General features: G+C 64.2%; 18 protein-coding genes. All 18 read left to right on the forward strand.

What is annotated here, in order from left to right:
* Positions 1–76 precede the first annotated feature (76 nt).
* The 18 genes from GJV18_RS00170 (at position 77) to GJV18_RS00255 (ending at position 23,216) form a co-directional block, all read left to right on the forward strand.
* Positions 77–2,833, forward strand: a complete 2,757-nt coding sequence (locus tag GJV18_RS00170) for an LPS-assembly protein LptD (protein WP_160342709.1) — start codon at positions 77–79, stop codon at positions 2,831–2,833.
* Positions 2,814–4,106: a peptidylprolyl isomerase gene (locus GJV18_RS00175; protein ID WP_160342710.1), complete on the forward strand. Its 1,293-nt coding sequence runs from the start codon at positions 2,814–2,816 to the stop codon at positions 4,104–4,106. The genes GJV18_RS00170 and GJV18_RS00175 overlap by 20 nt, the downstream gene beginning before the upstream one ends.
* Before the next feature lie 98 nt (positions 4,107–4,204).
* Positions 4,205–5,194, forward strand: a complete 990-nt coding sequence (pdxA, locus tag GJV18_RS00180) for a 4-hydroxythreonine-4-phosphate dehydrogenase PdxA (protein ID WP_160342711.1) — start codon at positions 4,205–4,207, stop codon at positions 5,192–5,194.
* A gap of 109 nt (positions 5,195–5,303) precedes the next feature.
* Complete coding sequence (gene rsmA / locus GJV18_RS00185) at positions 5,304–6,110, forward strand: 16S rRNA (adenine(1518)-N(6)/adenine(1519)-N(6))-dimethyltransferase RsmA (protein ID WP_160342712.1); 807 nt, start codon at positions 5,304–5,306, stop codon at positions 6,108–6,110.
* 30 nt (positions 6,111–6,140) lie between these two features.
* Complete coding sequence (gene apaG, locus GJV18_RS00190) at positions 6,141–6,521, forward strand: Co2+/Mg2+ efflux protein ApaG (RefSeq protein WP_160342713.1); 381 nt, start codon at positions 6,141–6,143, stop codon at positions 6,519–6,521.
* Positions 6,521–7,342 carry a symmetrical bis(5'-nucleosyl)-tetraphosphatase gene (locus GJV18_RS00195; RefSeq protein ID WP_160342714.1) on the forward strand — a complete coding sequence of 274 codons (822 nt, stop codon included), beginning with the start codon at positions 6,521–6,523 and terminating at the stop codon, positions 7,340–7,342. Before apaG ends, GJV18_RS00195 begins: the two co-directional genes overlap by 1 nt.
* Entirely contained in the window at positions 7,339–7,668 is a 330-nt protein-coding gene (gene glpE / locus GJV18_RS00200; RefSeq protein WP_160342715.1) for a thiosulfate sulfurtransferase GlpE, read from the forward strand. Before GJV18_RS00195 ends, glpE begins: the two co-directional genes overlap by 4 nt.
* 273 nt (positions 7,669–7,941) lie before the next feature.
* Positions 7,942–9,864, forward strand: coding sequence for a PrkA family serine protein kinase (locus GJV18_RS00205; RefSeq protein WP_160342716.1), 1,923 nt, complete (start codon positions 7,942–7,944; stop codon positions 9,862–9,864).
* Between the two features lie 96 nt (positions 9,865–9,960).
* Positions 9,961–11,232 (forward strand): YeaH/YhbH family protein, encoded by a 1,272-nt coding sequence (locus GJV18_RS00210; protein ID WP_160342717.1) that lies wholly within the window; start codon positions 9,961–9,963, stop codon positions 11,230–11,232.
* A 10-nt stretch (positions 11,233–11,242) separates the two neighbouring features.
* Positions 11,243–12,808 (forward strand): SpoVR family protein, encoded by a 1,566-nt coding sequence (locus GJV18_RS00215; RefSeq protein ID WP_160342718.1) that lies wholly within the window; start codon positions 11,243–11,245, stop codon positions 12,806–12,808.
* A 60-nt stretch (positions 12,809–12,868) separates the two neighbouring features.
* Positions 12,869–13,381, forward strand: coding sequence for a DUF4136 domain-containing protein (locus GJV18_RS00220; protein WP_160342719.1), 513 nt, complete (start codon positions 12,869–12,871; stop codon positions 13,379–13,381).
* 69 nt (positions 13,382–13,450) lie between these two features.
* The gene (locus tag GJV18_RS00225) at positions 13,451–14,680 is read left to right on the forward strand and encodes a multifunctional CCA addition/repair protein (protein ID WP_160345903.1); all 1,230 of its coding nucleotides are present in this window, start codon (positions 13,451–13,453) and stop codon (positions 14,678–14,680) included.
* Between the two features lie 159 nt (positions 14,681–14,839).
* A complete protein-coding gene (gene pgaA, locus GJV18_RS00230; RefSeq protein WP_325065231.1) occupies positions 14,840–17,311 on the forward strand; it encodes a poly-beta-1,6 N-acetyl-D-glucosamine export porin PgaA in 2,472 nt (823 codons plus the stop codon).
* Positions 17,312–17,320: 9 nt separating this feature from the next.
* Entirely contained in the window at positions 17,321–19,324 is a 2,004-nt protein-coding gene (pgaB, locus tag GJV18_RS00235; protein ID WP_160342720.1) for a poly-beta-1,6-N-acetyl-D-glucosamine N-deacetylase PgaB, read from the forward strand.
* Positions 19,321–20,661, forward strand: coding sequence for a poly-beta-1,6-N-acetyl-D-glucosamine synthase (pgaC, locus tag GJV18_RS00240; RefSeq protein ID WP_160342721.1), 1,341 nt, complete (start codon positions 19,321–19,323; stop codon positions 20,659–20,661). Before pgaB ends, pgaC begins: the two co-directional genes overlap by 4 nt.
* Positions 20,658–21,182, forward strand: coding sequence for a poly-beta-1,6-N-acetyl-D-glucosamine biosynthesis protein PgaD (pgaD, locus tag GJV18_RS00245; protein ID WP_160342722.1), 525 nt, complete (start codon positions 20,658–20,660; stop codon positions 21,180–21,182). The genes pgaC and pgaD overlap by 4 nt, the downstream gene beginning before the upstream one ends.
* Before the next feature lie 214 nt (positions 21,183–21,396).
* Positions 21,397–21,960, forward strand: coding sequence for a YfiR family protein (locus GJV18_RS00250; RefSeq protein ID WP_160342723.1), 564 nt, complete (start codon positions 21,397–21,399; stop codon positions 21,958–21,960).
* Positions 21,957–23,216 (forward strand): diguanylate cyclase domain-containing protein, encoded by a 1,260-nt coding sequence (locus GJV18_RS00255; RefSeq protein WP_325065232.1) that lies wholly within the window; start codon positions 21,957–21,959, stop codon positions 23,214–23,216. Before GJV18_RS00250 ends, GJV18_RS00255 begins: the two co-directional genes overlap by 4 nt.
* Positions 23,217–23,249 lie beyond the last annotated feature (33 nt).

Genomic DNA, 23,249 nt, shown 5'->3' on the forward strand with positions numbered 1-23,249 from the left:
ATCCAGCATCTTTTCAAGCCCATCGAGAGGCGTGCGGCCTCAGGGCATGGCGCGCAGGAAGCCCGGATAAAATAAGATGGCAGTAAAATACCCCGCGTTTCGCAAGAAATTCCCCCTATTGGTCACCGGTAGCCTGCTGGCACTGCAACCTCTAGCCGTCCAATACAGCAGCGCCGCCGAGCAGTATGACTGCCAGGCATCGGCAACCGGCGGCTGGGCCTGTACGCCCAAGAGCGCCACCGCGGCCCTGCCGGCTCGCCCCGTACCACGCGGCGCGGTTGCTGAAAGTACGCAGGACGGCAGCCAAGCCAAATCAGAGCAACAGGTTACGCTGGTGACCGAGAGCCGCGGCAAGGGCCTGGCCTCGCGTAGCGCCGACTATAGCCATCTGGACTGGGTGCCACGGGAAAAACTCACCGCCGCCCAGCTGGCCGAGGCTGGCCCTTACTGCGCCGGGGCCTATATCGAGCCGACTCGCCCGGGGATGAATGACACCACGCCGATGGATGAGGCGCCCATGTTCGTGTCGGCCAAGGCCTCGCGCTTCGAGCAGGAAGAACAGGTAGCCACCCTGGCCGGTGACGTGGTGCTGCGCCAGGCCGGCATGCAGGTCGAAGCCGAAGAGGCCAACCTGTATCAGCTGGAAAACCGCGGCGAGCTGGTTGGCAATGTGCGCCTGCGTGACCAGGGCATGCTGGTGGTCGGCGACCGCGCCGAGTTGCAACTGGACAACGGTGAGGCCAAGGTCGACAACGCCGAGTACGTGCTGCACGCCAACCATACCCGCGGCAGTGCGCTGTACGCCAAGCGCGAAGAGAGCGCGATCATTCGCCTGAAAGACGGCACCTACACCAGCTGCGAACCCGGCAGCAACGCCTGGCACCTCAAGGGCAACAACATCACCCTGAACCCGGCCACCGGCTTCGGCACCGCGACCAATGTCACCCTGCGGGTAAAGAACATTCCGGTGTTCTACACCCCCTATATCTATTTCCCGATCGATGATCGTCGCCAGTCCGGTTTCCTGCCGCCGAGCATCAGCAGCTCCAGCGACAATGGCGTCACGCTGAAAACGCCGTACTACTTCAACCTGGCGCCCAACTACGACGCCACCCTGTACCCCACCTATATGACCGATCGCGGCTTGCTGATGGAAGGCGAATTCCGCTACCTGACCAAGAGCAGTGAAGGCCAGGTGGGCGGCGCCTTCCTCGATGACAGCAACGACGACCGCAAGCTGATGTCCGAGTACGAGGATCAGCGCTGGATGTACAGCTGGCAGCACAAGCAGGGCCTGGATTCGCGCCTGCTGGCTGAAGTGGACTACACCGATATCAGCGACCCTTATTACTTCCAGGACCTTGACACCGATCTGGGCCTTGATGCCGGCAGTCATGTCGATCAGCGCGGCACCTTGACCTATCGAGGCGACAGCTACACCGCACGCCTGAGCGCGCATGCTTATGAACTGGCCAATATCACCGATGTCACCCCCTACAATCGCCTGCCGCAGCTGACCCTCAATGGCGAGCTGCCATTCCATCCGGGCGGTTTGGACTTTAGCTATCGCACCGAGTACGTGCGTTTTGATCGCAATCTACGTTCGGGTCTGTTCAGTGACGAAGATGGCGACACTGAAGACTGGTATGACGAACGCTTGCGGGGTCTGGCCCGCGCTAACGGCGAGCGCGTGCATCTGGAGCCGTCCATCAGCCTGCCGCTGAATTGGACATGGGGCTTTGTGACACCCAAGGTCAAATATCTGTACACCAACTATGACCTTAGCCTGGATAGTCAAGGTAAAAACAGCCTGTTGCCTGAGCAGACGTTCAAGGACAGCCAGGACCGTGGTATTGCCACATTCAGCCTGGACAGCGGACTTTATTTCGATCGCGAAACCCAACTGTTCGGCAAAAGCTACCGCCAGACCCTGGAGCCGCGACTCTTCTATCTCTACGTACCGGAAGAGGATCAAACAGATATTCCGGTATTCGACAGCGGTGAATATTCGTTCAGCTATGCTTCGCTGTTTCGCGAAAACCGCTTCTCCGGCACTGATCGGATAGGTGACGAGAATCGCCTGTCCCTGGGCGTCACCAATCGCTGGATCGAGGCGAATGGCTTTGAGCGCCAACGCTTCAGCATCGGACAGGCATTCTACTTCCGCGATAGAAAAGTACAGATGCCTGGTCTTGACTATCGCACCCGAGGTGACGCCCAGGCGTCGGTCTCGCCCTATGCGCTGCACTATCTCTATCGCTTTAACCGAGACTGGCGCTTTAGCTCCGACTTCAACTGGGACCCAGATTCTGGCAGCACCCGCTCGGGTAGCGCCATGTTCCATTACCAGCCGGAAGCCAATCCGAACAAGATCGTTAACGCCGGCTACCGCTACCGAAATGACACCGTACGCTATGACGAAGCCAGTGGTGACTGGATTGTAGGCGGAGGCGATTACGGCACACCGGGCTCCCCCGAGTACATCAAGGACTACTACAAAGTCAGCCAGCATGACTTCTCCGTCATCTGGCCAATCGTGCCACAGTGGAGCGCCATTTCTCGCTGGCAGTACGACTACAACCGCAGCCGTACGATAGAAGCCTTTGCCGGCTTCGAGTACGACAGCTGCTGCTGGAAACTGCGCCTGATCAACCGTTACTGGATTGACTACGACGAAGTGAGCCTCAATCCCTCTCGTAACGACCAGGCAGATAGCGGCATATTCCTGCAAATAGTGCTCAAGGGCCTGGGTGGCGTAATGGGCAACAAGGTTGAGACTTTCCTCGACGAAGGCATTCAAGGTTACCGTGAACGTGAAGACAAAGCTTTCTAACTGCATGCGCCCGCTGCTGCTGGGCGCGCTGCTGATCACCACCGGGGCCCAGGCCCAGGTACAGCCACTGAACCGGGTCGTGGCCATCGTCGATAACGACGTGGTCATGCAAAGCCAGCTGGACACCCGTCTGCGCGAAGTGCAGCAGACCATCGCCCAGCGTGGCGCGGCCCTGCCGCCGGAGCATGTGCTCAGCCAGCAGGTGCTGGAACGCCTGATCATCGAAAATATCCAGCTGCAGATCGGTGAACGCTCGGGCATCCGCATCACCGATGAAGAACTGAACCAGGCCATGGAAACCATTGCCCAGCGCAATGGCATGAACCTCGATCAGTTCCGCTCTGCCCTGGCGGCCGACGGTCTGTCCTATATGGACGCCCGCGACCAGATCAAGCGCGAGATGATCATCAGCCGCGTGCGCCAGCGCCGGGTGGCCGAACGTATTCAGGTCACCGATCAGGAAATCCAGAACTTCCTCGCCTCGGACCTGGGCAAGATGCAGCTCTCCGCCGAGTTTCGCCTGGCCAATATCCTGATTCCCGTGCCGGAAGGTGCATCGCCCAGCGCCATCCAGGCAGCCGAGCGCCAGGCCCAGGAGGTGTACCAGCAGTTGCAACAAGGCGCCGATTTCGCCCAGCTGGCCATCGCCCAGTCCGCCAGTGAAACCGCGCTGGAAGGCGGCGAAATGGGCTGGCGCAAGGCCGGGCAGTTGCCTCCGCCCTTCGACCGCATGATCAGCGCCCTGGGCGTCGGCCAGGTGACCGAGCCGCTGCGCACCCCAGGCGGTTTTATCATGCTCAAGCTGCTGGACAAGCGTGGCGGCGACAGCCAGGTGCGTGATGAGGTCAATGTCCGCCATATCCTGATCAAGCCCAGCGAGATCCGCAGCGAAGCCGACGCCCAGCGTTTGGCCGAGCGTCTGTATCAGCGCATCAAGGCCGGGGAAGATTTCGCCGAGCTGGCAAAGAACTTCTCCGAAGACCCAGGCTCGGCCCTCAATGGCGGCGTGCTCAGCTGGATCGACCCGAATGCCCTGGTGCCGGAATTCCGCGCAGTGATGGAACAGACCCCGGCGGGTGAGCTGTCCAAGCCGTTCAAGAGCCCCTTCGGCTGGCACGTGCTGGAAGTCCTCGGCCGTCGCGCCACCGACACCAGTGAGCAGTTCCGCGAGCAGCAAGCCGCCAACCTGCTGCGCAATCGCAAGTACGAGGAAGAGCTGCAGGCCTGGCTGCGCCAGATCCGCGACGAGGCTTACGTCGAAACCAAGCTCTGACCCTTGATACCGTTAAAAGCCCGACCCAGCTGTCGGGCTTTTTCGTTTCTGCCGCGCAGACCTAAGATAGACCCACACCTGACTGACGAGAGCCCTGCATGACTGCCCTCCTTTTCGCCCTGACCCCGGGCGAGCCCGCCGGTATCGGCCCCGATCTGTGCCTGCTGCAGGCCCGCGATGCGCAGCCCCACGCCCTGGTGGCCATCGCCAGCCGCCAGCTGCTGAGCGAGCGAGCGGCTCAGCTGGGTGTGCAGATCCAGTTGCTCGACGTAGGCCCGGGACGCTGGCCGCAGCAGCCGGCACCCGCCGGCAGCCTGTATGTCTGGGATACGCCGCTGGCTGCACCCGTACGGCCCGGCCAGCTCGACCCGGCCAATGCCGCCTATGTGCTGCAGACCCTGACCCGCGCCGGCCAGGGCTGTCTGGACGGCACCTTCGCCGGAATGATCACCGCCCCGGTGCACAAGGGTGTGATCAACGAGGCGGGCATCGCTTTCTCCGGGCATACCGAGTTTCTCGCCGAACTCACCGCCACCGAGCAGGTGGTGATGATGCTCGCCACCCGTGGCCTGCGCGTGGCCCTGGTCACCACCCACCTGCCGCTGCGCCAGGTGGCCGATGCCATTACCGGCGAGCGCCTGCAGCGGGTCACGCGCATTCTGCATGCCGACCTGCAAAACAAGTTCGGCATCGCCCAGCCGCGCATCCTGGTCTGCGGCCTCAACCCCCATGCCGGCGAGGGTGGCCACCTGGGGCGCGAGGAAATCGAGATTGTCGAACCGACCCTGGAGCAGCTGCGCCAGGAGGGCATGCAGCTGATCGGCCCGCTGCCGGCCGACACCCTGTTCACCCCCAAGCACCTGGAACACTGCGATGCGGTGCTGGCCATGTACCACGACCAGGGCCTGCCGGTGCTCAAGTACAAGGGTTTCGGTGCGGCGGTGAATGTCACCCTGGGCCTGCCGATCATCCGCACCTCGGTGGACCACGGCACCGCCCTGGATCTGGCAGGCAGCGGCCAAATCGACGGCGGCAGCCTGCAGGTGGCCCTGGAAACCGCCTACCAGATGGCCGCCAGCCGCGCCTGAAACCAGGCTCACACATTGGCGGCGCTACGGCTTGCGCCGCCAATGCTGTTAAACTGCCGCTCTTTGTTTGCGCTTTAAGCTTGCGGCTTGAAGCTTGGAGCTACCCCCGATGTCCGACTACCAACACCGCGCGCGCAAGCGCTTTGGCCAGAACTTCCTGCACGACGCCGGGGTGATCGACCGCATCCTGCGGGCCATCCGCGCCAAGGAAGGCGAGCGCATGCTGGAAATCGGCCCGGGTCAGGGCGCCCTGACCGAGGGTTTGCTGGGCAGCGGCGCGCAGCTCGACGTGATCGAACTGGACCGCGATCTGATCCCGATCCTGCAAGGCCAGTTCGGCGACAACCCGCGCTTCAAGCTGAACCAGGGCGATGCCCTGAAGTTCGACTTCAGCCAGTTGCAGGCCGAACCCCACAGCCTGCGGGTGGTGGGCAACCTGCCCTACAACATCTCCACCCCGCTGATCTTCCATCTGCTGGATAACGCCGAGCTGATCCGCGACATGCACTTTATGCTGCAGAAGGAAGTGGTCGAACGCCTGGCCGCCACGCCCGGCGGGGGCGACTGGGGGCGCCTGTCGATCATGGTGCAGTACCACTGTCGGGTCGAGCACCTGTTCAATGTCGGCCCCGGCGCCTTCAATCCGCCACCCAAGGTCGAATCGGCCATTGTGCGCCTGGTGCCCCACGAGGTGCTACCGCATCCAGCCAAGGATCATCGCCTGCTGGAGCGGGTGGTGCGCGAAGCCTTTAACCAGCGGCGCAAGACCCTGCGCAACACCCTCAAGGCCCTGTTGCCGGCCAGCGCCATCGAAGCCGCCGAGGTGGATGGCAGCCTGCGCCCCGAGCAACTGGATCTGGCAGCCTTTGTCCGCCTGGCCGATCAACTGGCCATGCAGCCCGGCAATGCCGACTAAAATAAGCAGCAGCCGAGCGAGCCAGCCCCTATGAGCGATCCCCGTTATCAGGTCGATGTCAGCGTCGTCACCCGCTATCTGCCGGAGCAGTCGCAGCCGGAGCAGAACCGCTTCGCCTTCGCCTACACCGTTACCGTGAACAACAACGGCCAGCTGCCGGCCAAACTGCTCTCGCGGCACTGGATCATCACCAACGGCGACGGTGGCGTGCAGGAAGTACGCGGCGCCGGCGTGGTCGGCCAGCAGCCACTGATCGAACCCGGCAAGAGCCACACCTACAGCAGCGGCACGGTGATGAGCACCCGGGTCGGCACCATGCAGGGCAGTTATCAGATGCTGGCCGAAGACGGCAAACGCTTCGACGCCCTGATCGCCCCCTTTCGCCTGGCTGTTCCGGGCTCCCTGCACTGATGGCGGTGTATGCAGTCGGTGACCTGCAAGGTTGCCTGAAGCCCCTGCAATGCCTGCTTGAGCGCGTGGCCTTCGACCCGGCCCAGGATCAGCTGTGGCTGGTCGGCGATCTGGTCAATCGCGGGCCGCAGTCCCTGGAAACCCTGCGTTTTCTCTATTCCATCCGCCACGCGCTGACCTGCGTGCTGGGCAACCATGACCTGCACCTGCTGGCCGTGGCGCACAATATCGAGCGTCTGAAAAAGGGCGACACCCTGCGCGAAATTATCGACGCCCCGGATGCCACCGACCTGCTCGACTGGCTGCGCCAACAGAAGCTCCTGCATTACGATGAAGCCCGCAATACCGCCCTGGTGCATGCCGGCATCCCACCGCAGTGGAGCATCGGCAAGGCGCTCAAGCGCGCTGCCGAGGTCGAGGAAGCATTGCGTGACGATGCGCGCCTGCCGCTGTTTCTCGACGGCATGTACGGCAACGAACCGGCCAAGTGGGACAAGGATTTGCACGGTGTCACCCGCCTGCGGGTGATCACCAACTACCTGACCCGCATGCGCTTCTGCACGGCCGATGGCACCCTGGATCTGAAAAGCAAGGAAGGCCTGGACAGCGCGCCGCCCGGCTACGCACCCTGGTTCAGCCACAAGCAGCGCAAGACTCGTGAGCAGCGCATCATCTTCGGTCACTGGGCAGCCCTGGAAGGCCAGTGCCAGGAACCCAATGTCATCGCCCTGGACACCGGCTGCGTATGGGGCGCCCGCATGACCCTGATCAACATCGACAGCGACGAACGTCATAGCTGCGACTGTAAGGAGCCCGCATGAGCGAATTCAAACGCATTCCCCCCGAGCAGGCCCAGGCCCTGCGCCAGCAAGGCGCGGTGGTGGTGGATATCCGCGACCCGCAGAGCTTTGCCCTGGGTCATATCAGCGGCTCGCAGCACCTGGACAACCACTCCCTGGCGGACTTTATCCGCAACGCCGATCTGGATGCCCCGCTGATCGTCGCCTGCTATCACGGCAACTCCAGCCAGAGCGCCGCCGCCTACCTGGTGGGCCAGGGCTTCAGCGAGGTGTACAGCCTCGATGGTGGTTTTGAACTGTGGCGCGCCACCTACCCGGGCGACACCGCGCAAAGCCCGGAAGAATAAATTTTTCCCCGCCCCAGGCCGCGCGGGTCGTGGCCTGCCGGGCATTCCCGACCAGCGGTAATATCCTGTTATCCTTCGCCGCCCCTTGACCTCGCCGATTCCGAACTATTCTTAGTCCAGGCCACCCAAAACAAGGTAGAGCCGGTCCACCGGCATCCGGGCCATCGGTAAGACTTTTAGGTGTACTGGGGGATTAATCCCGGCGACTCCCGCCGGAACGACCAGCGCCCGACCGATCCCGCCCCGGCTCTCAGCATCGAGCGAGGTGAAGTCATGAGCATATTCAGCCACTTCCAACAACGTTTCGAAGCGACTCGGCAGGAGGAACTGACCCTCCAGGAGTACCTCGAACTGTGCAAGCAGGATCGCAGCGCCTATGCCTCGGCAGCCGAGCGCCTGCTGATGGCCATCGGCGAACCCGAACTGCTCGACACCTCGACCGACCCGCGCCTGTCACGGATCTTTTCCAACAAGGTGATCCGCCGTTACCCGGCCTTCGCCGACTTCCACGGCATGGAAGAGTGCATCGACCAGATCGTGTCCTACTTCCGCCACGCCGCCCAGGGTCTGGAGGAGAAGAAGCAGATCCTCTATCTGCTGGGCCCGGTGGGCGGCGGCAAGTCGTCGCTGGCCGAGAAACTCAAGCACCTGATGGAGAAGGTGCCCTTCTATGCCATCAAGGGTTCGCCGGTATTCGAATCGCCCCTGGGGCTGTTCAGCGATGCCGAGGACGGCGCCATCCTCGAAGAGGAATACGGCATTCCACGGCGCTACCTGAACTCCATCATGTCGCCCTGGGCGACCAAGCGCCTGCAGGAGTTCGGCGGCGACATCAGCCAGTTCCGCGTGGTCAAGCTCTACCCCTCGATCCTCAACCAGATCGCCGTGGCCAAGACCGAGCCGGGGGACGAGAACAACCAGGACATCTCTGCCCTGGTCGGCAAGGTGGATATCCGCAAGCTGGAGGAATACCCGCAGAACGACGCCGACGCCTACAGCTACTCCGGTGCCCTGTGCCGGGCCAACCAGGGCCTGATGGAATTCGTCGAGATGTTCAAGGCGCCGATCAAGGTGCTGCATCCCTTGCTCACCGCCACCCAGGAGGGCAACTACAACAGCACCGAGGGCCTGGGGGCGATTCCCTACAGCGGCATCCTGCTGGCCCACTCCAACGAATCGGAGTGGCACAGCTTCCGTAACAACAAGAACAACGAAGCCTTTATCGACCGTATCTATATCGTCAAGGTGCCCTACTGCCTGCGCGTTTCCGACGAGATCAAGATCTACGACAAGCTGCTGGTCAACAGCTCCCTGGCCAACGCCCACTGCGCCCCGGACACCCTGAAGATGCTCGCTCAGTTCTCGGTACTGAGCCGCCTCAAGGAGCCGGACAACTCCAACGTCTACTCGAAAATGCGCGTCTACGACGGCGAGAACCTCAAGGACACCGACCCCAAGGCCAAGTCGATCCAGGAATACCGTGACACCGCTGGCGTCGACGAGGGCATGAACGGCCTGTCGACCCGCTTCGCCTTCAAGATCCTGTCCAAGGTGTTCAACTTCGACCCCCACGAAGTCGCCGCCAACCCGGTGCACCTGCTCTATGTGCTGGAACAGCAGATCGAACAGGAGCAGTTCCCCGCCGAGACCCGCGAACGCTACCTGCGCTTTATCAAGGAATACCTGGCGCCGCGCTATATCGAGTTTATCGGCAAGGAAATCCAGACCGCCTACCTGGAGTCCTACAGCGAGTACGGGCAGAACATCTTCGACCGCTATGTGCTGTACGCCGACTTCTGGATTCAGGATCAGGAATACCGCGACCCGGAAACCGGCGAGATCCTCAACCGCGTGGCCCTCAACGAGGAGCTGGAGAAGATCGAGAAACCGGCCGGCATCAGCAACCCCAAGGACTTCCGCAACGAGATCGTCAACTTCGTGCTGCGCGCCCGGGCCAACAACAACGGCAAGAACCCCACCTGGCTCAGTTACGAGAAGCTGCGCGTGGTGATCGAGAAGAAGATGTTCTCCAACACCGAAGACCTGCTGCCCGTCATCAGCTTCAACGCCAAGGCCAGCAAGGAGGATCAGCAGAAACACAACGACTTCGTCAAACGCATGGTCGAGCGCGGCTACACCGAGAAGCAGGTGCGCCTGCTCTCCGAGTGGTATCTGCGGGTGCGTAAATCGCAATAACGCGGCCTGAGGTAACAGGCCCGCAAACGCGGCAGGGCGCCAACCAGCGCCCTGCCAGCCACTGCGCCTGAGACCTGCAGTGCACGGAGGGCAGTTATGAGCCATGTGATCGACCGCCGCCTGAACGGCAAGAACAAGAGCACGGTGAATCGCCAGCGCTTTCTGCGGCGTTACCGCGACCATATCAAGAAGGCAGTGGAGGAGGCCGTCAGCCGTCGCTCCATCACCGACATGGAACACGGCGAGCAGATCAGCATCCCCGGCCGCGATATCGACGAGCCGGTGCTGCACCATGGCCGTGGCGGCCGGCAGACCACGGTGCACCCGGGCAACAAGGAGTTCACCGCTGGCGAGCGTATCGCCCGGCCGCAAGGCGGGGGCGGCGGCCCGGGTTCGGGCAAGGCGAGCAACTCCGGCGAAGGCATGGACGAGTTCGTCTTCCAGATCACTCAGGAAGAATTTCTCGACTTTATGTTCGAGGATCTGGAGCTGCCCAACCTGGTCAAACGCCATCTGACCGGCAGCGACACCTTCAAGCACGTGCGCGCCGGCATCAGCAACGAGGGCAACCCCTCACGGATCAATATCGTCCGCACCCTTCGCTCGGCCCACGCCCGGCGCATTGCCCTGTCCGGCTCCAGTCGGGCCAAGCTGAAAACGGCCCTGGCCGAGCTGGAGCGCCTGAAGCTGGAGGAACCGGACAATTTCGGTGATATCCAGGCCCTGGAGGAGGAAATCAGCAAACTGCGCGCACGCATCAACCGCGTGCCCTTCCTCGACACCTTCGACCTCAAGTACAACCTGCTGACCAAGCAGCCCAACCCCAGCTCCAAGGCGGTGATGTTCTGCCTGATGGACGTGTCCGGCTCCATGACCCAGTCGACCAAGGACATCGCCAAGCGCTTCTTTATCCTGCTGTACCTGTTTCTCAAGCGTAACTACGACAAGATCGAGGTGGTGTTTATCCGCCACCACACCAGCGCCAAGGAGGTGGACGAGGAGGAGTTCTTCTACTCCCGGGAAACCGGCGGCACCATCGTCTCCAGCGCGCTGAAGCTGATGCAGGAGATCATGGCCGAGCGCTACCCGCTCAACGAGTGGAACATCTATGCCGCCCAGGCGTCGGATGGCGACAACTGGAATGATGATTCGCCCATCTGCAGGGATATATTGATCAAGCAGATCATGCCGTTCGTGCAGTACTTCACCTACGTCGAGATCACCCCGCGCGAACACCAGGCGCTCTGGTACGAGTACGAGCAGGTGGCGGAGGCCTTTGCCGAGACCTTTGCCCAGCAGCAGCTTGTATCGGCCGGCGACATCTACCCGGTGTTCCGCGAACTGTTCCAGCGCCGAATGACGACCTGAGGGCCGTGCCATGACCGCCACCGAGAAAAAGCGCCAACCGCTGTCCACCGGCTCGGAATGGACCTTCGAGCTGATCCGCGCCTACGACCGCGAGATCAGCCGTATCGCCGAGCGCTACGCGCTGGACACCTACCCCAACCAGATCGAACTGATCACCGCCGAGCAGATGATGGACGCCTACGCCTCGGTGGGTATGCCCCTGGGCTATCACCACTGGTCCTACGGCAAGCATTTTCTGGCCACCGAAAAGGGCTACAAGCGCGGGCAGATGGGCCTGGCCTACGAGATCGTGATCAACTCCGATCCCTGCATCGCCTACCTGATGGAAGAGAACACCATGTGCATGCAGGCCCTGGTGATCGCCCACGCCTGTTACGGCCACAACAGCTTCTTCAAGGGCAACTACCTGTTCCGCACCTGGACCGACGCCAGCTCGATCATCGACTACCTGGTATTCGCCAAGCAGTACATCATGCAGTGTGAGGAACGCCACGGCATCGACGCGGTGGAAGACCTGCTCGATTCCTGCCACGCCCTGATGAACTACGGGGTGGATCGCTACAAGCGCCCCTACCCCATCTCCGCCGAGGAAGAACGGCGGCGCATGAAGGATCGCGAGGAGCACCTGCAGAAGCAGATCAACGACCTCTGGCGCACCATCCCCAAGAGCGCCAGCAAGGGCAGCGACAAGGACAGCAAGCGCTTCCCCGCCGAACCCCAGGAAAACATCCTGTATTTTCTGGAAAAACACGCACCGCTGCTGGAGCCCTGGCAGCGCGAGGTGATCCGCATCGTGCGCAAGATCGCCCAGTACTTCTACCCGCAACGCCAGACCCAGGTGATGAACGAAGGCTGGGCCACCTTCTGGCACTACACCCTGATGAATGACCTGTACGACGAAGGCCTGGTTACCGACGGTTTTATGATGGAGTTCCTGCAGTCGCACACCAGCGTGGTCTACCAGCCACCCTTCGACAGCCCCTACTACAGCGGCATCAACCCTTATGCCCTGGGTTTTGCCATGTACCAGGACATCCGCCGCATCTGCGAAAACCCCACCGAGGAAGACCGTCGCTGGTTCCCCGATATCGCCGGTAGCGACTGGCTGAGCACCCTCAAGTTCGCCATGAAGAGTTTCAAGGATGAGAGCTTTATCCTGCAGTACCTGTCGCCCAAGGTGATCCGCGACTTCAAGCTGTTCAGCGTGCTGGACGACGACCAGAAGGACGAACTCTTTGTCCCGGCCATCCATGACGAACCGGGCTACCGCACCATCCGCGAAACCCTGGCCGCGCAGTACAACCTGGGCAACCGCGAACCCAATGTGCAGATCTGGAGCATCGACCGCCGCGGTGACCGCTCCCTGACCCTGCGCCACCAGCAACACGATCGCAAACCCCTGGGCAGCTCCACCGACGAAGTGCTCAAGCACCTGCACCGCCTATGGGGCTTCGATATCCACCTGGAAGTCATGCAGGGCGATCAGTTGATCGGCACCCAGCATGTGCCGCCCAAGCCCGAGGCCGAACACGAGGGGGATTACCCCAGGCTGGATCTGGTGATTCCGCCCATTTGATCGGTTGCGTGCCCGGTGCCTGATGCCCAGCATGGGCCGCAACCTTTTTGGAATGCCAAGATGCGCCTGTTCGCCGTCCTTCTCCTCTGCCTGGCCCTGGCCACCTGCAGCAGCCCACTGCCGCAGGTGCAGGTGCTTAGCCCGGCCACCGATGAATTGCTCGGGCGGCAGACCTTCGAGCTGATCGCTGCCGAGCACAGCCTTGCGGCTGAGCCACCCTTTGCCGAACGCTACCAGCAGCTGGCCCAGCTGCTGCGCGCAGGCCTGAGCCAGCGCGGCTACCGCCACAACCCCCAGGCGCAGATCCAGGTCTACTACTGGCTGGCGCTGCAGGACAGCCCTCTGGACGTCAAGGTGGACACGGCTCCGCCCTCGCCCCTCGGGCCTTATCAGGCCATCCACCCGCTGCGCGACCGCACCGGCACCCTGCGCCTGCGCCTGACCAGCCCGCAGCAGCAAATCCTCTGGGAAGGCCTGATCCATACCGGTCTGAGCCCGGACAAGGACAGCGCCGAACTGCTGGAGCGGGCGGCCCAGGCGCTAGTGCAGCAAATCCCCCAGGCCAGGCCATAACCCAGAACTACCGGGCTACCCCTGAGCACCGGCCAGCCGCTATCCTCCCCACTCAGCGGAGGAAGCATGATGCAGATCTACAAAGTCGGCGGCGCAGTACGGGATCGCCTGTTGGGGCGCACAGTCACGGAACGCGACTGGGTGGTGGTGGGCGCCAGCGCCGAGCAGATGCTCGACCTCGGCTATCGTCCGGTGGGCAGCGATTTCCCGGTATTCCTGCACCCGCAGAGCGGCGAGGAATACGCCCTGGCCCGCACCGAGCGCAAGAGCGGGCGCGGCTACGGTGGTTTCATCTTCCATGCCAGCCCGGACGTGACCCTGGAAGAGGACCTGATCCGCCGCGACCTGACCGTCAATGCCATGGCCGAGGACGACCAGGGCCACATCATCGACCCCTACGGCGGCCAGCGCGACCTGGCGGCCAAGGTGCTGCGCCATGTGTCCCCGGCCTTTGCCGAAGACCCGCTGCGCGTGCTGCGCGTCGCCCGCTTCGCCGCCCGCTATGCGCCCCTGGGCTTTAGCGTCGCCCCGGAGACCCTGGCGCTGATGCGCCAGCTCAGTGAGTCCGGCGAACTGGATGCCCTGACCCCGGAGCGCAGCTGGAAGGAAATCTCCCGCGCGCTGCTGGAGCCGCGCCCGGATGTGTTCGTGCAGGTGCTGCGCGACTGCGGCGCCCTCAAGGCCCTGCTGCCTGAAGTGGACACGCTGTTCGGCATCCCCCAGCCGGCGGCCCATCACCCGGAAATCGACACCGGCGTGCATGTGCTCAGCGTGCTGCGCCAATGCGCCGAACACCAGCAGCCGCTGACCGTGCGCTGGGCAGCCCTGCTCCACGATGTGGGCAAGGGTCTGACGCCCGAGGGCGAATGGCCGCGGCATATCGCCCACGAGCACAAGGGCCTGAAGCTGATCCGCATCATCAACCAGCGCTGCAAGGCGCCAAAAGACTGCGCCGAACTGGCCCTGCTGGTGGGCGAATACCACACCCACGGCCACCGCGCCCTGGAACTCAAGCCCAGCACCCTGCTCAAGCTGCTGCAGAGTTTCGATGTGTTCCGCCGCCCGCAGCGCTTCGCGGAATTTGTCGCCGCCTGCGAGATGGACGCCCGTGGCCGCCTGGGTTTCGAGCAGCGCGAGTATCCCCAGGCCGCCTACCTGCTCGGCGCCGCCGACGCGGCCCGCCAGGTAGCGGTGCAGCCGCTGCTGGCCCAGGGCTTCAAGGGCGCGGAGCTGGGCGAAGCGCTGGAGCGCGAGCGGCTACAGGCACTCAAGGCTTACAAGCAACAGCAGGCGCAGTAGCCCAGACGCCATAAAATCGCCGCTCGTGGAATCGCGAATAGCCGATTTTTCCAGACGCCCAAGAAAGCGTCAGAAAAATGCTGTTTTCGTGTATGATGCGCAACTTCGTCAAAAAAATGCCTAGCCAGGCATTGCCTTCAACAGACAGGGATCTCGTCCGTGACCTCGGATACCAATCACCCCCGTGCGCCCCGGCGCGCGCTGCAACAGCTATTGCCCAAAACCCAGCTTCTGCTCTGCGCCGGCCTGTTATTCAGCAGCCTCCAGGCCCAGGGCAGCTACGAACAGCTGATCGAGCAAGCTCGCGCCGGAGATTACCAGCCGGCCTTGAACTTCCTGCGCAGCCAGCCAGACCCGAGCTCCGCCCGCTATCGCCAGGATCACCTGCTGATCGCCAGCTGGGCCGGTGAAGACGCCGAGGTGGTCGAACACTATGAGCGCTGGACCAAGCAGCGGGATTGGCCGGCGGACATCCTCGCCGTGGTGGCCCGCAGCTACCGCAATCTGCAGCGCTGGCCCCAGGCCCTGGCGACTTACCAACGCGGCCTGGCACTGTCTGCCGGTCATCAGGCCCTGCTGCTCGGCCAGCTGTTGACCCTGGCCGATGCCGGCCAGAGTGCCCGCGCCATTGAGCTGGGGCGGGCTCTGGTGGCGCAAGCGCCGAGCGATGCCGAACGCCGCCTGGCCCTGGCCTATGCCTACCAGCGCGCAGGCCAACCCCATGCGGCCCTGTTCGAACTGGATCAGGCCCGCGACCTGGCACCCGGGCACGCCGAGGTAGTACGCGCCTATGGGCAGGGTCTGCAACACAGCGGCCTGGTGCAGCCCGCCCTGGAGCTGCTGGCGCGCCACCCCGAGCTGTTCGATGCGGCCCAGCAACGCCAGTTGCAGGGGGATCTGCTGGCCCAGCGGGTGCGCATGGCCGACCTGGCCACGCGCCGGGAAAGCGAGCGGTTTATGATCGCCGACCGCGCCCTGGCCGACGCCGATGCACTGCTGCAGCAATGGGCCGGGCTGCCCGAGGCCCGGCGCGATCACCTGCGCCTGCGTATCGACCGCCTGGGGGCCCTGCATGCGCGGGTGCGCATGGCCGAACTGATCGAGGCATATCAGCAGTTGCAGCAGGAGCAGGTGACGCTGCCAGCCTATGCCCTGCGCTGGGTGGCGGCGGCCTTCCTCTACCTGCGTCAGCCCGAGCAGGCAGCCAGCCTGTACCGTCAGGTGCTGGCCGGGGAAAATCCCAAACACCCGGACTGGCTCAACGACCAGCGCAGCCTGTTCTTCGCCCTGGTGGAGAGCGAGCAGCTGGACGAGGCCCGCGCACTGGCCGAACAGCTGGCCGCCAGCGAGCCCCCACGCCTGTTCCTGCCCGGCAACGCTGAGGCCGAGCCCAATGGCCGCTGGCTGGAGGCCCAGGAGCTGCTGGCCAGCGCCTACCTGTTTGGCAACGACACCCCGGCGGCGCAACAGGCCCTGGCCGAGCTGGCCGAGAATGCGCCGAACAACGCCGCGCTGCGCACCAGCCGCGCCGGGCTGTACCTGGCCCGTGGCTGGGCCCGGCATGCCGAGGACGAACTCAAGGTGGTGGAAAGCCTGGCACCGCGCAACCTGGCCCTGGAAGTGGAGCAGGGCATGGCCGCCCTGGCCTTGCAGGAGTGGCGTCAGCTGCAGCTGCTGGCCGATGACGTGATCGCCCGCAACCCGGAAAGCCTGCGCGCCCAGCGCCTTGAGCGCCTGCGCCAGGTGCATGAGATGGCCGAACTGCGCCTGTCCGGCTATCGCGGCCTGGGCGCCGGCGGCGATGTCTCAGGCAGCCATGAGCTGGGCATCGACAGCCTGCTCTATAGCACGCCCCTGGCCCATGACTGGCGCCTGTTCGGTGGCGCCGGCTATGGCAGCGGCGAGTTTACCGAAGGGCGTGCCCAGCATCGCTGGCAACGCGCCGGCCTGGACTGGCGGGTACGCAACCACAGCGTCGAGGCCGAACTGTCGAGCCATGACTATGGTCATGGTCGGCAACTGGGCCTGCGCCTGAGTGGCAGCCATGATCTGGACGATCACTGGCAGTACGGCTGGTCGGCCCAGCGCCTCTCTACCGCCACGCCCCTGCGGGCACTGAACGCCGATATTCGCGCCGACAGCCTGGACGGCTACCTGCGCTGGCGCGCCGATGAGCGCCGCGAGTGGCGTCTTTCCGCCAGTGCCGCGCATTTCAGCGACGGCAACCAGCGCCTGGGCCTGCAACTCGATGGCAGTGAGCGCCTGCACACCGCTGCGCACTGGCAGCTGGATGCCGGTCTGGCCCTGGGTCTGAGCCACAACAGCGGCTCGGATCAGGTGCCCTACTACAACCCCGGCCGCGAGCTGAGCCTGGTGCCGCAACTGCAGTGGAGCCAGGTGCTCTATCGCCGCTACCAGACCCAATGGAGCCAGCAGCTGCAGGTCGGCCTGGGCAGCACCGTCCAGCAGGGTCATGGCGCGGCAGCCCTGGGCCAGATCGGCTATGGCCAGCGCCTGCGCCTGGATGACCGCTTCGATGGCGGGCTGATGCTGAGCGCCCTGAGCCGCACCTACGACGGCGAGCGTGAACAGCAATACCGCCTGCAGTTCGACCTCCGTTATCGCTTCTAAGGATTACCCATGGTTTCTTTCTACTCCCGCCTGCTACTGGGCCTGGGGATCGCTTTGCTTGCCGCCTGCGCCAGCGAGGCGCCGCCCTTTGTCGCGCCCCAGGAACGCCCCCAGGCCATCAGCGAAACGCCCTGGCCGACCGGCCAGGTGCTGGCCCTGGCCTACCACGACGTACAGGACGGCGAGGCCGACCAGGCCTTTCTCTCCGTGCGCACCGCCAAACTGCTGGAGCAACTGGCCTGGCTGCACGAGCAGGGCTTCCAGGCCGTTTCCGTGGACCAACTGCTGGCCGCCCGCGACGGCGGCCCGGCATTGCCGGAAAAGCCCCTGCTGCTGAGTTTCGATGACGGCTTCAGCAGCTTCCACAGCCGCGTGCTGCCGCTGCTCAAGGCCTATCAATGGCCGGCGATCCTGGCCCCCGTGGGCGTCTGGATGGACACAGAGGCCGGGCAGCCGGTGGATTTCGGCGGGCTCAAGACGCCACGCGAACGCTTTGCCACCTGGGCGCAGATCCGCGCAATCGCCGCCAGCGGCCTGGTGGAAATCGCCGCCCATACCGACGCCCTGCACTATGGCGCCCGGGCCAACCCCCAGGGCAACCAGCAGCCGGCCGCCGCCACCCGCCTGTACGACCCGCAGCGCCAGCGCTATGAAAGCGATGCGCAATACCAGGCGCGGATCGGTGCCGATGTGGCACGCATCAGCGCCAAGATCAAAGCCGCCACCGGCCGCGCGCCACGGGTCTGGGTCTGGCCCTACGGCGCCGCCAGCGGCAGCGCGCTGCGCATTGTTGGTGAGCAGGGCTACCAACTGGCCCTGACCCTGGAGAACGGCCTGGGCGACTTCGCCAGCCTGGAGCAGGGGCCGCGCATGCTGCTCAGCGGCGACCCGGATATCCAGCGTTTCGCCGCAGCGGTCAGCCTGGTGCAGGAACGCGGGCCGATGCGCGTGGTGCACGTGGATCTGGATTATGTCTACGACCCGGATCCGCAGCAGATGGAGGCAAATCTCGGCGTCCTGGTGCAGCGCATCGCCGACCTGGGCGTCAGCAGCGTGTTTCTTCAGGCCTATGCCGACCCCGAGGGCGACGGCCTGGTCAAGTCCCTGTACTTCCCCAACCGCCACCTGCCCATGCGCGCCGATCTGTTCAACCGGGCAGCCTGGCAACTGCGCACCCGGGCCAAGGTCGAGGTCTTCGCCTGGATGCCGGTGCTCAGCTTCGACCTGCATGCCAGCCTGCCACGGGTGCAGCGCTGGTCGGCGGACGCCCCGGTAAGCGTGGATACCGAGCAATACCGGCGCCTGTCGCCCTTCGATGCGCAGGTGCGCCAGCAGATCGGCGAAATCTATGAAGACCTGGCGCGGCATGCCCACTTCCAGGGCCTGCTGTTCCACGACGACGCCCTGCTGTCGGACTTCGAGGATGCCGGCCCGGCCGCCCTGGCCGCCTATCAGGCTGCCGGCCTGCCCGGGGATATTGCCCAACTGCGCGGCGACGAAGAGCAACTGCAACGCTGGACCCGCTTCAAGAGTCGCTACCTGATCGACTTCACCGCCGAGCTGACGGCCAGGGTGCGGGCTATTCGCGGGCCCCAGGTAAAGACGGCACGCAACCTATTCGCCCAGCCGATCCTCAACCCCCATAGCGAAACCTGGTTCGCGCAGAACCTCGACGACTTCCTCGGCGCCTATGACTGGACCGCGCCCATGGCCATGCCCCTGATGGAAGGCGTCGAGACCGCGCAGAGCAATGCCTGGCTCGATCGCCTGGTGCAGCAGATCGGCAAACGCCCCGGCGCCCTGGAGCGCACGGTGTTCGAACTGCAGGCCCGGGACTGGCGCAGCGGCCACAACGGCCCCGTGGACGAGGCGCAACTGGCCGCCTGGATGCGCCGCCTGCAATGGAACGGCGTACGCCACTTCGGCTACTACCCGGACGACTTCCTCAATGACCAGCCGCGGCTGCAACGCATCCGCCCGGCGCTCTCCAATGCCTGGTACCCCCTGCCATGATCGACCGTATCTATGCCCTGCTGATTCTCCTGCTGGTGCTCGGCGCGCCCGTGGGCGTGGCACTGAGCCTGACCGGCGACGTGCTGCTGGACTTCGTGTTCTTCTATCCGCTGTTTATGTCGGCCCTGTGGATGGCCGGCGGCACTTACTTCTGGCTGCACTGGGAGCGTCACTGGCCCTGGTCCAATAGCGGCGAGGTGCCGCCGCCAGAGCTGGCCGGCGAGCCGCTGGTGTCGATCCTGATCCCCTGCTTCAACGAGGGCGAGCACGCCATCGACACCATCGGCGCCGCCCTGGCCCAGCGCTACAGCGCGATCGAGGTGATCGCCATCAACGACGGCTCCAGCGACAACACCGGCGCAGTGCTCGACCAGCTGGCCGCCACTGAGCCGCGCCTGCGCGTGCTGCACCTGGCGCAGAACCAGGGCAAGGCCGTGGCCCTGCGCATGGGCGCCCTGGCGGCGCGCAGCGAATACCTGGTGTGTATCGACGGCGACGCCCTGCTTGACCAGGATGCTGCGGCCTATCTGGTGGCGCCCTTGATCGACAATCCACGGGTCGGCGCCGTCACCGGCAACCCGCGCATCCGCACCCGCTCGACCCTGGTTGGGCGCATTCAGGTCGGCGAGTTCTCCTCCATCATCGGTTTGATCAAACGCACCCAGCGCGTCTACGGCAGGGTTTTCACCGTCTCCGGGGTAATCGCCGCCTTCCGTCGCAGCGCCCTGGATCGCATCGGCTACTGGAGCGAGGACATGATCACCGAGGACATCGACGTCAGCTGGAAGCTGCAACTCGATCACTGGTCGATCTTCTACGAGCCCCGCGCGCTGTGCTGGATTCTCATGCCGGAAACCCTGCGCGGGCTATGGAAACAGCGCCTGCGCTGGGCCCAGGGCGGCGCCGAGGTGCTGTTGAAAAACGTCGGCAGCATCTGGGTATGGCGCTACCGCTATATGTGGCCGCTGCTGATCGAATTCAGCCTGTCGGCGATCTGGGCCTTCACCTTTGCCCTGTCCATGCTGCTGTTCGCCATCGGCCTGCTGGTCGAGCTGCCGGCAGAACTGCAGGTCGCCAGCATGCTGCCACCCGCCTTTACCGGCCTGGTACTGGCCTGCGTGTGCCTGCTGCAGTTCAGTCTCAGCCTGCTGATCGAGCGACGCTACGAGCAGGGGCTGGCGCGCTCGCTGTTCTGGATCATCTGGTACCCCCTGGCGTTCTGGATGCTCACCCTGTTTACCACCCTGGTCAGCTTCCCCAAGGTCATGCTGCGCCGCCGCCAGCAGCGTGCCCGCTGGACCAGCCCGGACCGCGGCATCAAAGGAGTGAACCCATGAGCCTGTTGATCAGAACCCAACAGCGTCTGCTGCCGCGCGTTATCGATATCGCCCTGACCCTGGCCGCCTGGGCCGGCATGGCCTACCTGGTGATGCAGGGGGTCAAGGGCCTACTGCAGGGCGAACAGAACAGTCCGCGCCTGTGGTTCGGCATCGAGTTCCTGCAAACCCTGGATACCCTGCTGGTGTACCTGCTGGTGGGCCTGGCCATCGGCGCCCTGCTGCTGGCCTGGGCCAAGTACAACGAGCGCCGGGCGGAATGGTATGAGCGGCGTGAACGCATGCCGGATATCTGCGAACGCGGCCTGTCGGCCAATTTTCAGGTGTCGCTGCCGATACTCGACTGCCTGCAGAACCAGCAGGTACTGATTCTGCACAATCACGCCCATGGCGCCCTGGCCGCCATCGAGTTCCCCGGCACCGGGCTGCGCCTGCCAGCCCAGGCCGAGGCGGCACTGCTCAAGGAGCTGGAAGCAGCGGACGCGGAAGCAGCGCCGGCGTTGCTGCGCGCGCCCGGCTAACAGACGACTGAAAAGCCAGCGGCCGCCTGACCTGATGCAGAGGCCGACGGCGCGTGCTTTCTAGCGACTCGCTGGCCTTCACCCAGGCCAGCCTGATAGGCTGCGTCCCTTGCCGCACTAAGGCTGCAGCCGTTTTTACCCGTTTATTTGACGCCAGAATTCTATCGCTCGCACCTGCGATCCTCGCCACGGGCGACCTGACTGGAGATAGCCTTTGCCACGCCGCTGCCCGCACCCAAGCCACCTGACTGCCCTGCTGCTGAGCATCCTGCTACTGGCACCGGGGCATATCACGCTGGCCGAGAGCGACGCGGCAAACAGCGCCACCCTGCGCGCCAGCAAGGTGGCCAACGTGGTCTACGGCATCCTCGGCTATACGCGCTGGCCCCAGCCGCCAGCTGTTTTGCGCCTATGCGTGATTGCCCCCACCGAATATGCCGACCTGCTCTGGCAAGACCATCCGCGGGAAATCGGACATCCCGTGCAGGCCACGCGCCTGCTGGCCAGCAGCCCCTTGCTGGAGACCGAGTGCGAGGCCATCTACCTCGGTATCCTCCCGGACGAACAGCGCCAGGCGCTCTTTGCCCGCCTGGTGGGCAAACCCATCCTGACCATCAGCGAAACCACCCGCGAGTGCAGTGAGGGCAGTCTGTTCTGCCTGGGCATTGCCGATGAGCGCGTTGCCTTCAAGGTCAACCTGGACACCGTGGCCCGCAGCGGCCTGCGCATCCACCCCAATGTTCTGCAACTGGGGCGCCGTAGCGAGGCGCAACCGTGAACCGGAGAAAGAACCCCACCAGCCGCTCACGCCCCACCCTGCGCCGCCTGCTACACAGCGCCCACCTGCGCGTCGCGCTGCTGGCCATGGGCCTGAGCAGCCTGTCGCTGACCCTGGTCAGCCTACTGGCCTTGAGCAGCTACGCCGAGCACAACCTGCAACTGATCGCCCGCTCCCTGGCCTATACCCTGGAAGCCGCCGTGGTCTTCGATGACCGCGCCGCCGTGCAGGAAGCCCTGGAGCTGATCAGCTCGACAGAGGAAGTGGCCAGCGCCACGGTCCTCAACCAGCAAGGCCAGACCATGGCCAGTTTCGACGCCACTGCCCAGGGCCTGCTCGGCAGCGGTGAACAACTGATCGCCCGCCTGCTGCTGCCGCAACGGGTCAGCCAGCCGATTCTCTATCAGGGCCAGACCATCGGAGAGCTGCAACTCAGTGGCCAGGGCGCCACCCTGGCTCGCTTTGTCCTGGGCGGACTGTTCGGCCTGGCCGCCAGCCTGGTGTTCAGCGCCCTGGGCGCCGCCTATGGCTCGCGCCGCATACAGCGGGCCATTACCCAGCCGCTGCGCGACCTGTCGAACGTGGCGCACGGCATCTCCATCGACCGCACCTTCAATCGCCGCGTGCCCGCCACCCATATTGCCGACCTCAATGAGCTGGCCGAAGACTTCAATGCGCTGCTTGATCAACTGGAAACCTGGCAACAGCAACTGCAACGCGAGAACGCCTCCCTGGCCCACCAGGCCAGCCACGACGCCCTCACCGGCCTGCCCAACCGCGCCTTCTTCGAGTCGCGCCTGCTGGGCGCCATGCGCGAAGCCCGCGACAGCCAGACGCAGATGGCCGTACTGTTTCTCGACAGCAACAAGTTCAAGGAAATCAACGATCGCCTCGGCCACGCCGCCGGTGACGCCGTCCTGATCGCCATCGCCCAGCGCCTGCGCGGCCTGCTGCGCGAGGGCGACCTGGTATCACGCCTGGGCGGCGACGAGTTTGCGGTGCTGCTCAAACCCATTCATGGCGAAGAAGACGCCCTGCTGATCGCCGACAAGATCATCGACAGCATGCACAGCCCCATCGAACTCCCCGAAGGTGGCCAGATCACCACCTCGCTGAGTATTGGCATCGCCCTCTACCCGGAGCACGCCAACAACCCCGAAGCCCTGGTGCATCAGGCCGACGTGGCCATGTACCACGCCAAACGCAACCAGGGCGGCCGCACCCTGGCCCAACCCCAGGAAACCCTGACCCCATAACAAGGAGCTTTACGATGCGCAGGTATATGCGAT

Origin of the sequence: Pseudomonas xionganensis, assembly GCF_009763245.1 — a bacterium.
Classification (GTDB): domain Bacteria; phylum Pseudomonadota; class Gammaproteobacteria; order Pseudomonadales; family Pseudomonadaceae; genus Aquipseudomonas; species Aquipseudomonas xionganensis.

Coding starts and splice junctions, on each gene's coding strand:
- GJV18_RS00195 (WP_160342714.1), top strand. CDS start 6,521: ATGGCGGTGTATGCAGTCGGTGACCTGCAAGGTTGCCTGAAGCCCCTG.
- pdxA (WP_160342711.1), top strand. CDS start 4,205: ATGACTGCCCTCCTTTTCGCCCTGACCCCGGGCGAGCCCGCCGGTATC.
- apaG (WP_160342713.1), top strand. CDS start 6,141: ATGAGCGATCCCCGTTATCAGGTCGATGTCAGCGTCGTCACCCGCTAT.
- glpE (WP_160342715.1), top strand. CDS start 7,339: ATGAGCGAATTCAAACGCATTCCCCCCGAGCAGGCCCAGGCCCTGCGC.
- GJV18_RS00170 (WP_160342709.1), top strand. CDS start 77: ATGGCAGTAAAATACCCCGCGTTTCGCAAGAAATTCCCCCTATTGGTC.
- GJV18_RS00210 (WP_160342717.1), top strand. CDS start 9,961: ATGAGCCATGTGATCGACCGCCGCCTGAACGGCAAGAACAAGAGCACG.
- GJV18_RS00225 (WP_160345903.1), top strand. CDS start 13,451: ATGCAGATCTACAAAGTCGGCGGCGCAGTACGGGATCGCCTGTTGGGG.
- pgaD (WP_160342722.1), top strand. CDS start 20,658: ATGAGCCTGTTGATCAGAACCCAACAGCGTCTGCTGCCGCGCGTTATC.
- pgaB (WP_160342720.1), top strand. CDS start 17,321: ATGGTTTCTTTCTACTCCCGCCTGCTACTGGGCCTGGGGATCGCTTTG.
- GJV18_RS00205 (WP_160342716.1), top strand. CDS start 7,942: ATGAGCATATTCAGCCACTTCCAACAACGTTTCGAAGCGACTCGGCAG.
- GJV18_RS00220 (WP_160342719.1), top strand. CDS start 12,869: ATGCGCCTGTTCGCCGTCCTTCTCCTCTGCCTGGCCCTGGCCACCTGC.
- pgaC (WP_160342721.1), top strand. CDS start 19,321: ATGATCGACCGTATCTATGCCCTGCTGATTCTCCTGCTGGTGCTCGGC.
- GJV18_RS00215 (WP_160342718.1), top strand. CDS start 11,243: ATGACCGCCACCGAGAAAAAGCGCCAACCGCTGTCCACCGGCTCGGAA.
- rsmA (WP_160342712.1), top strand. CDS start 5,304: ATGTCCGACTACCAACACCGCGCGCGCAAGCGCTTTGGCCAGAACTTC.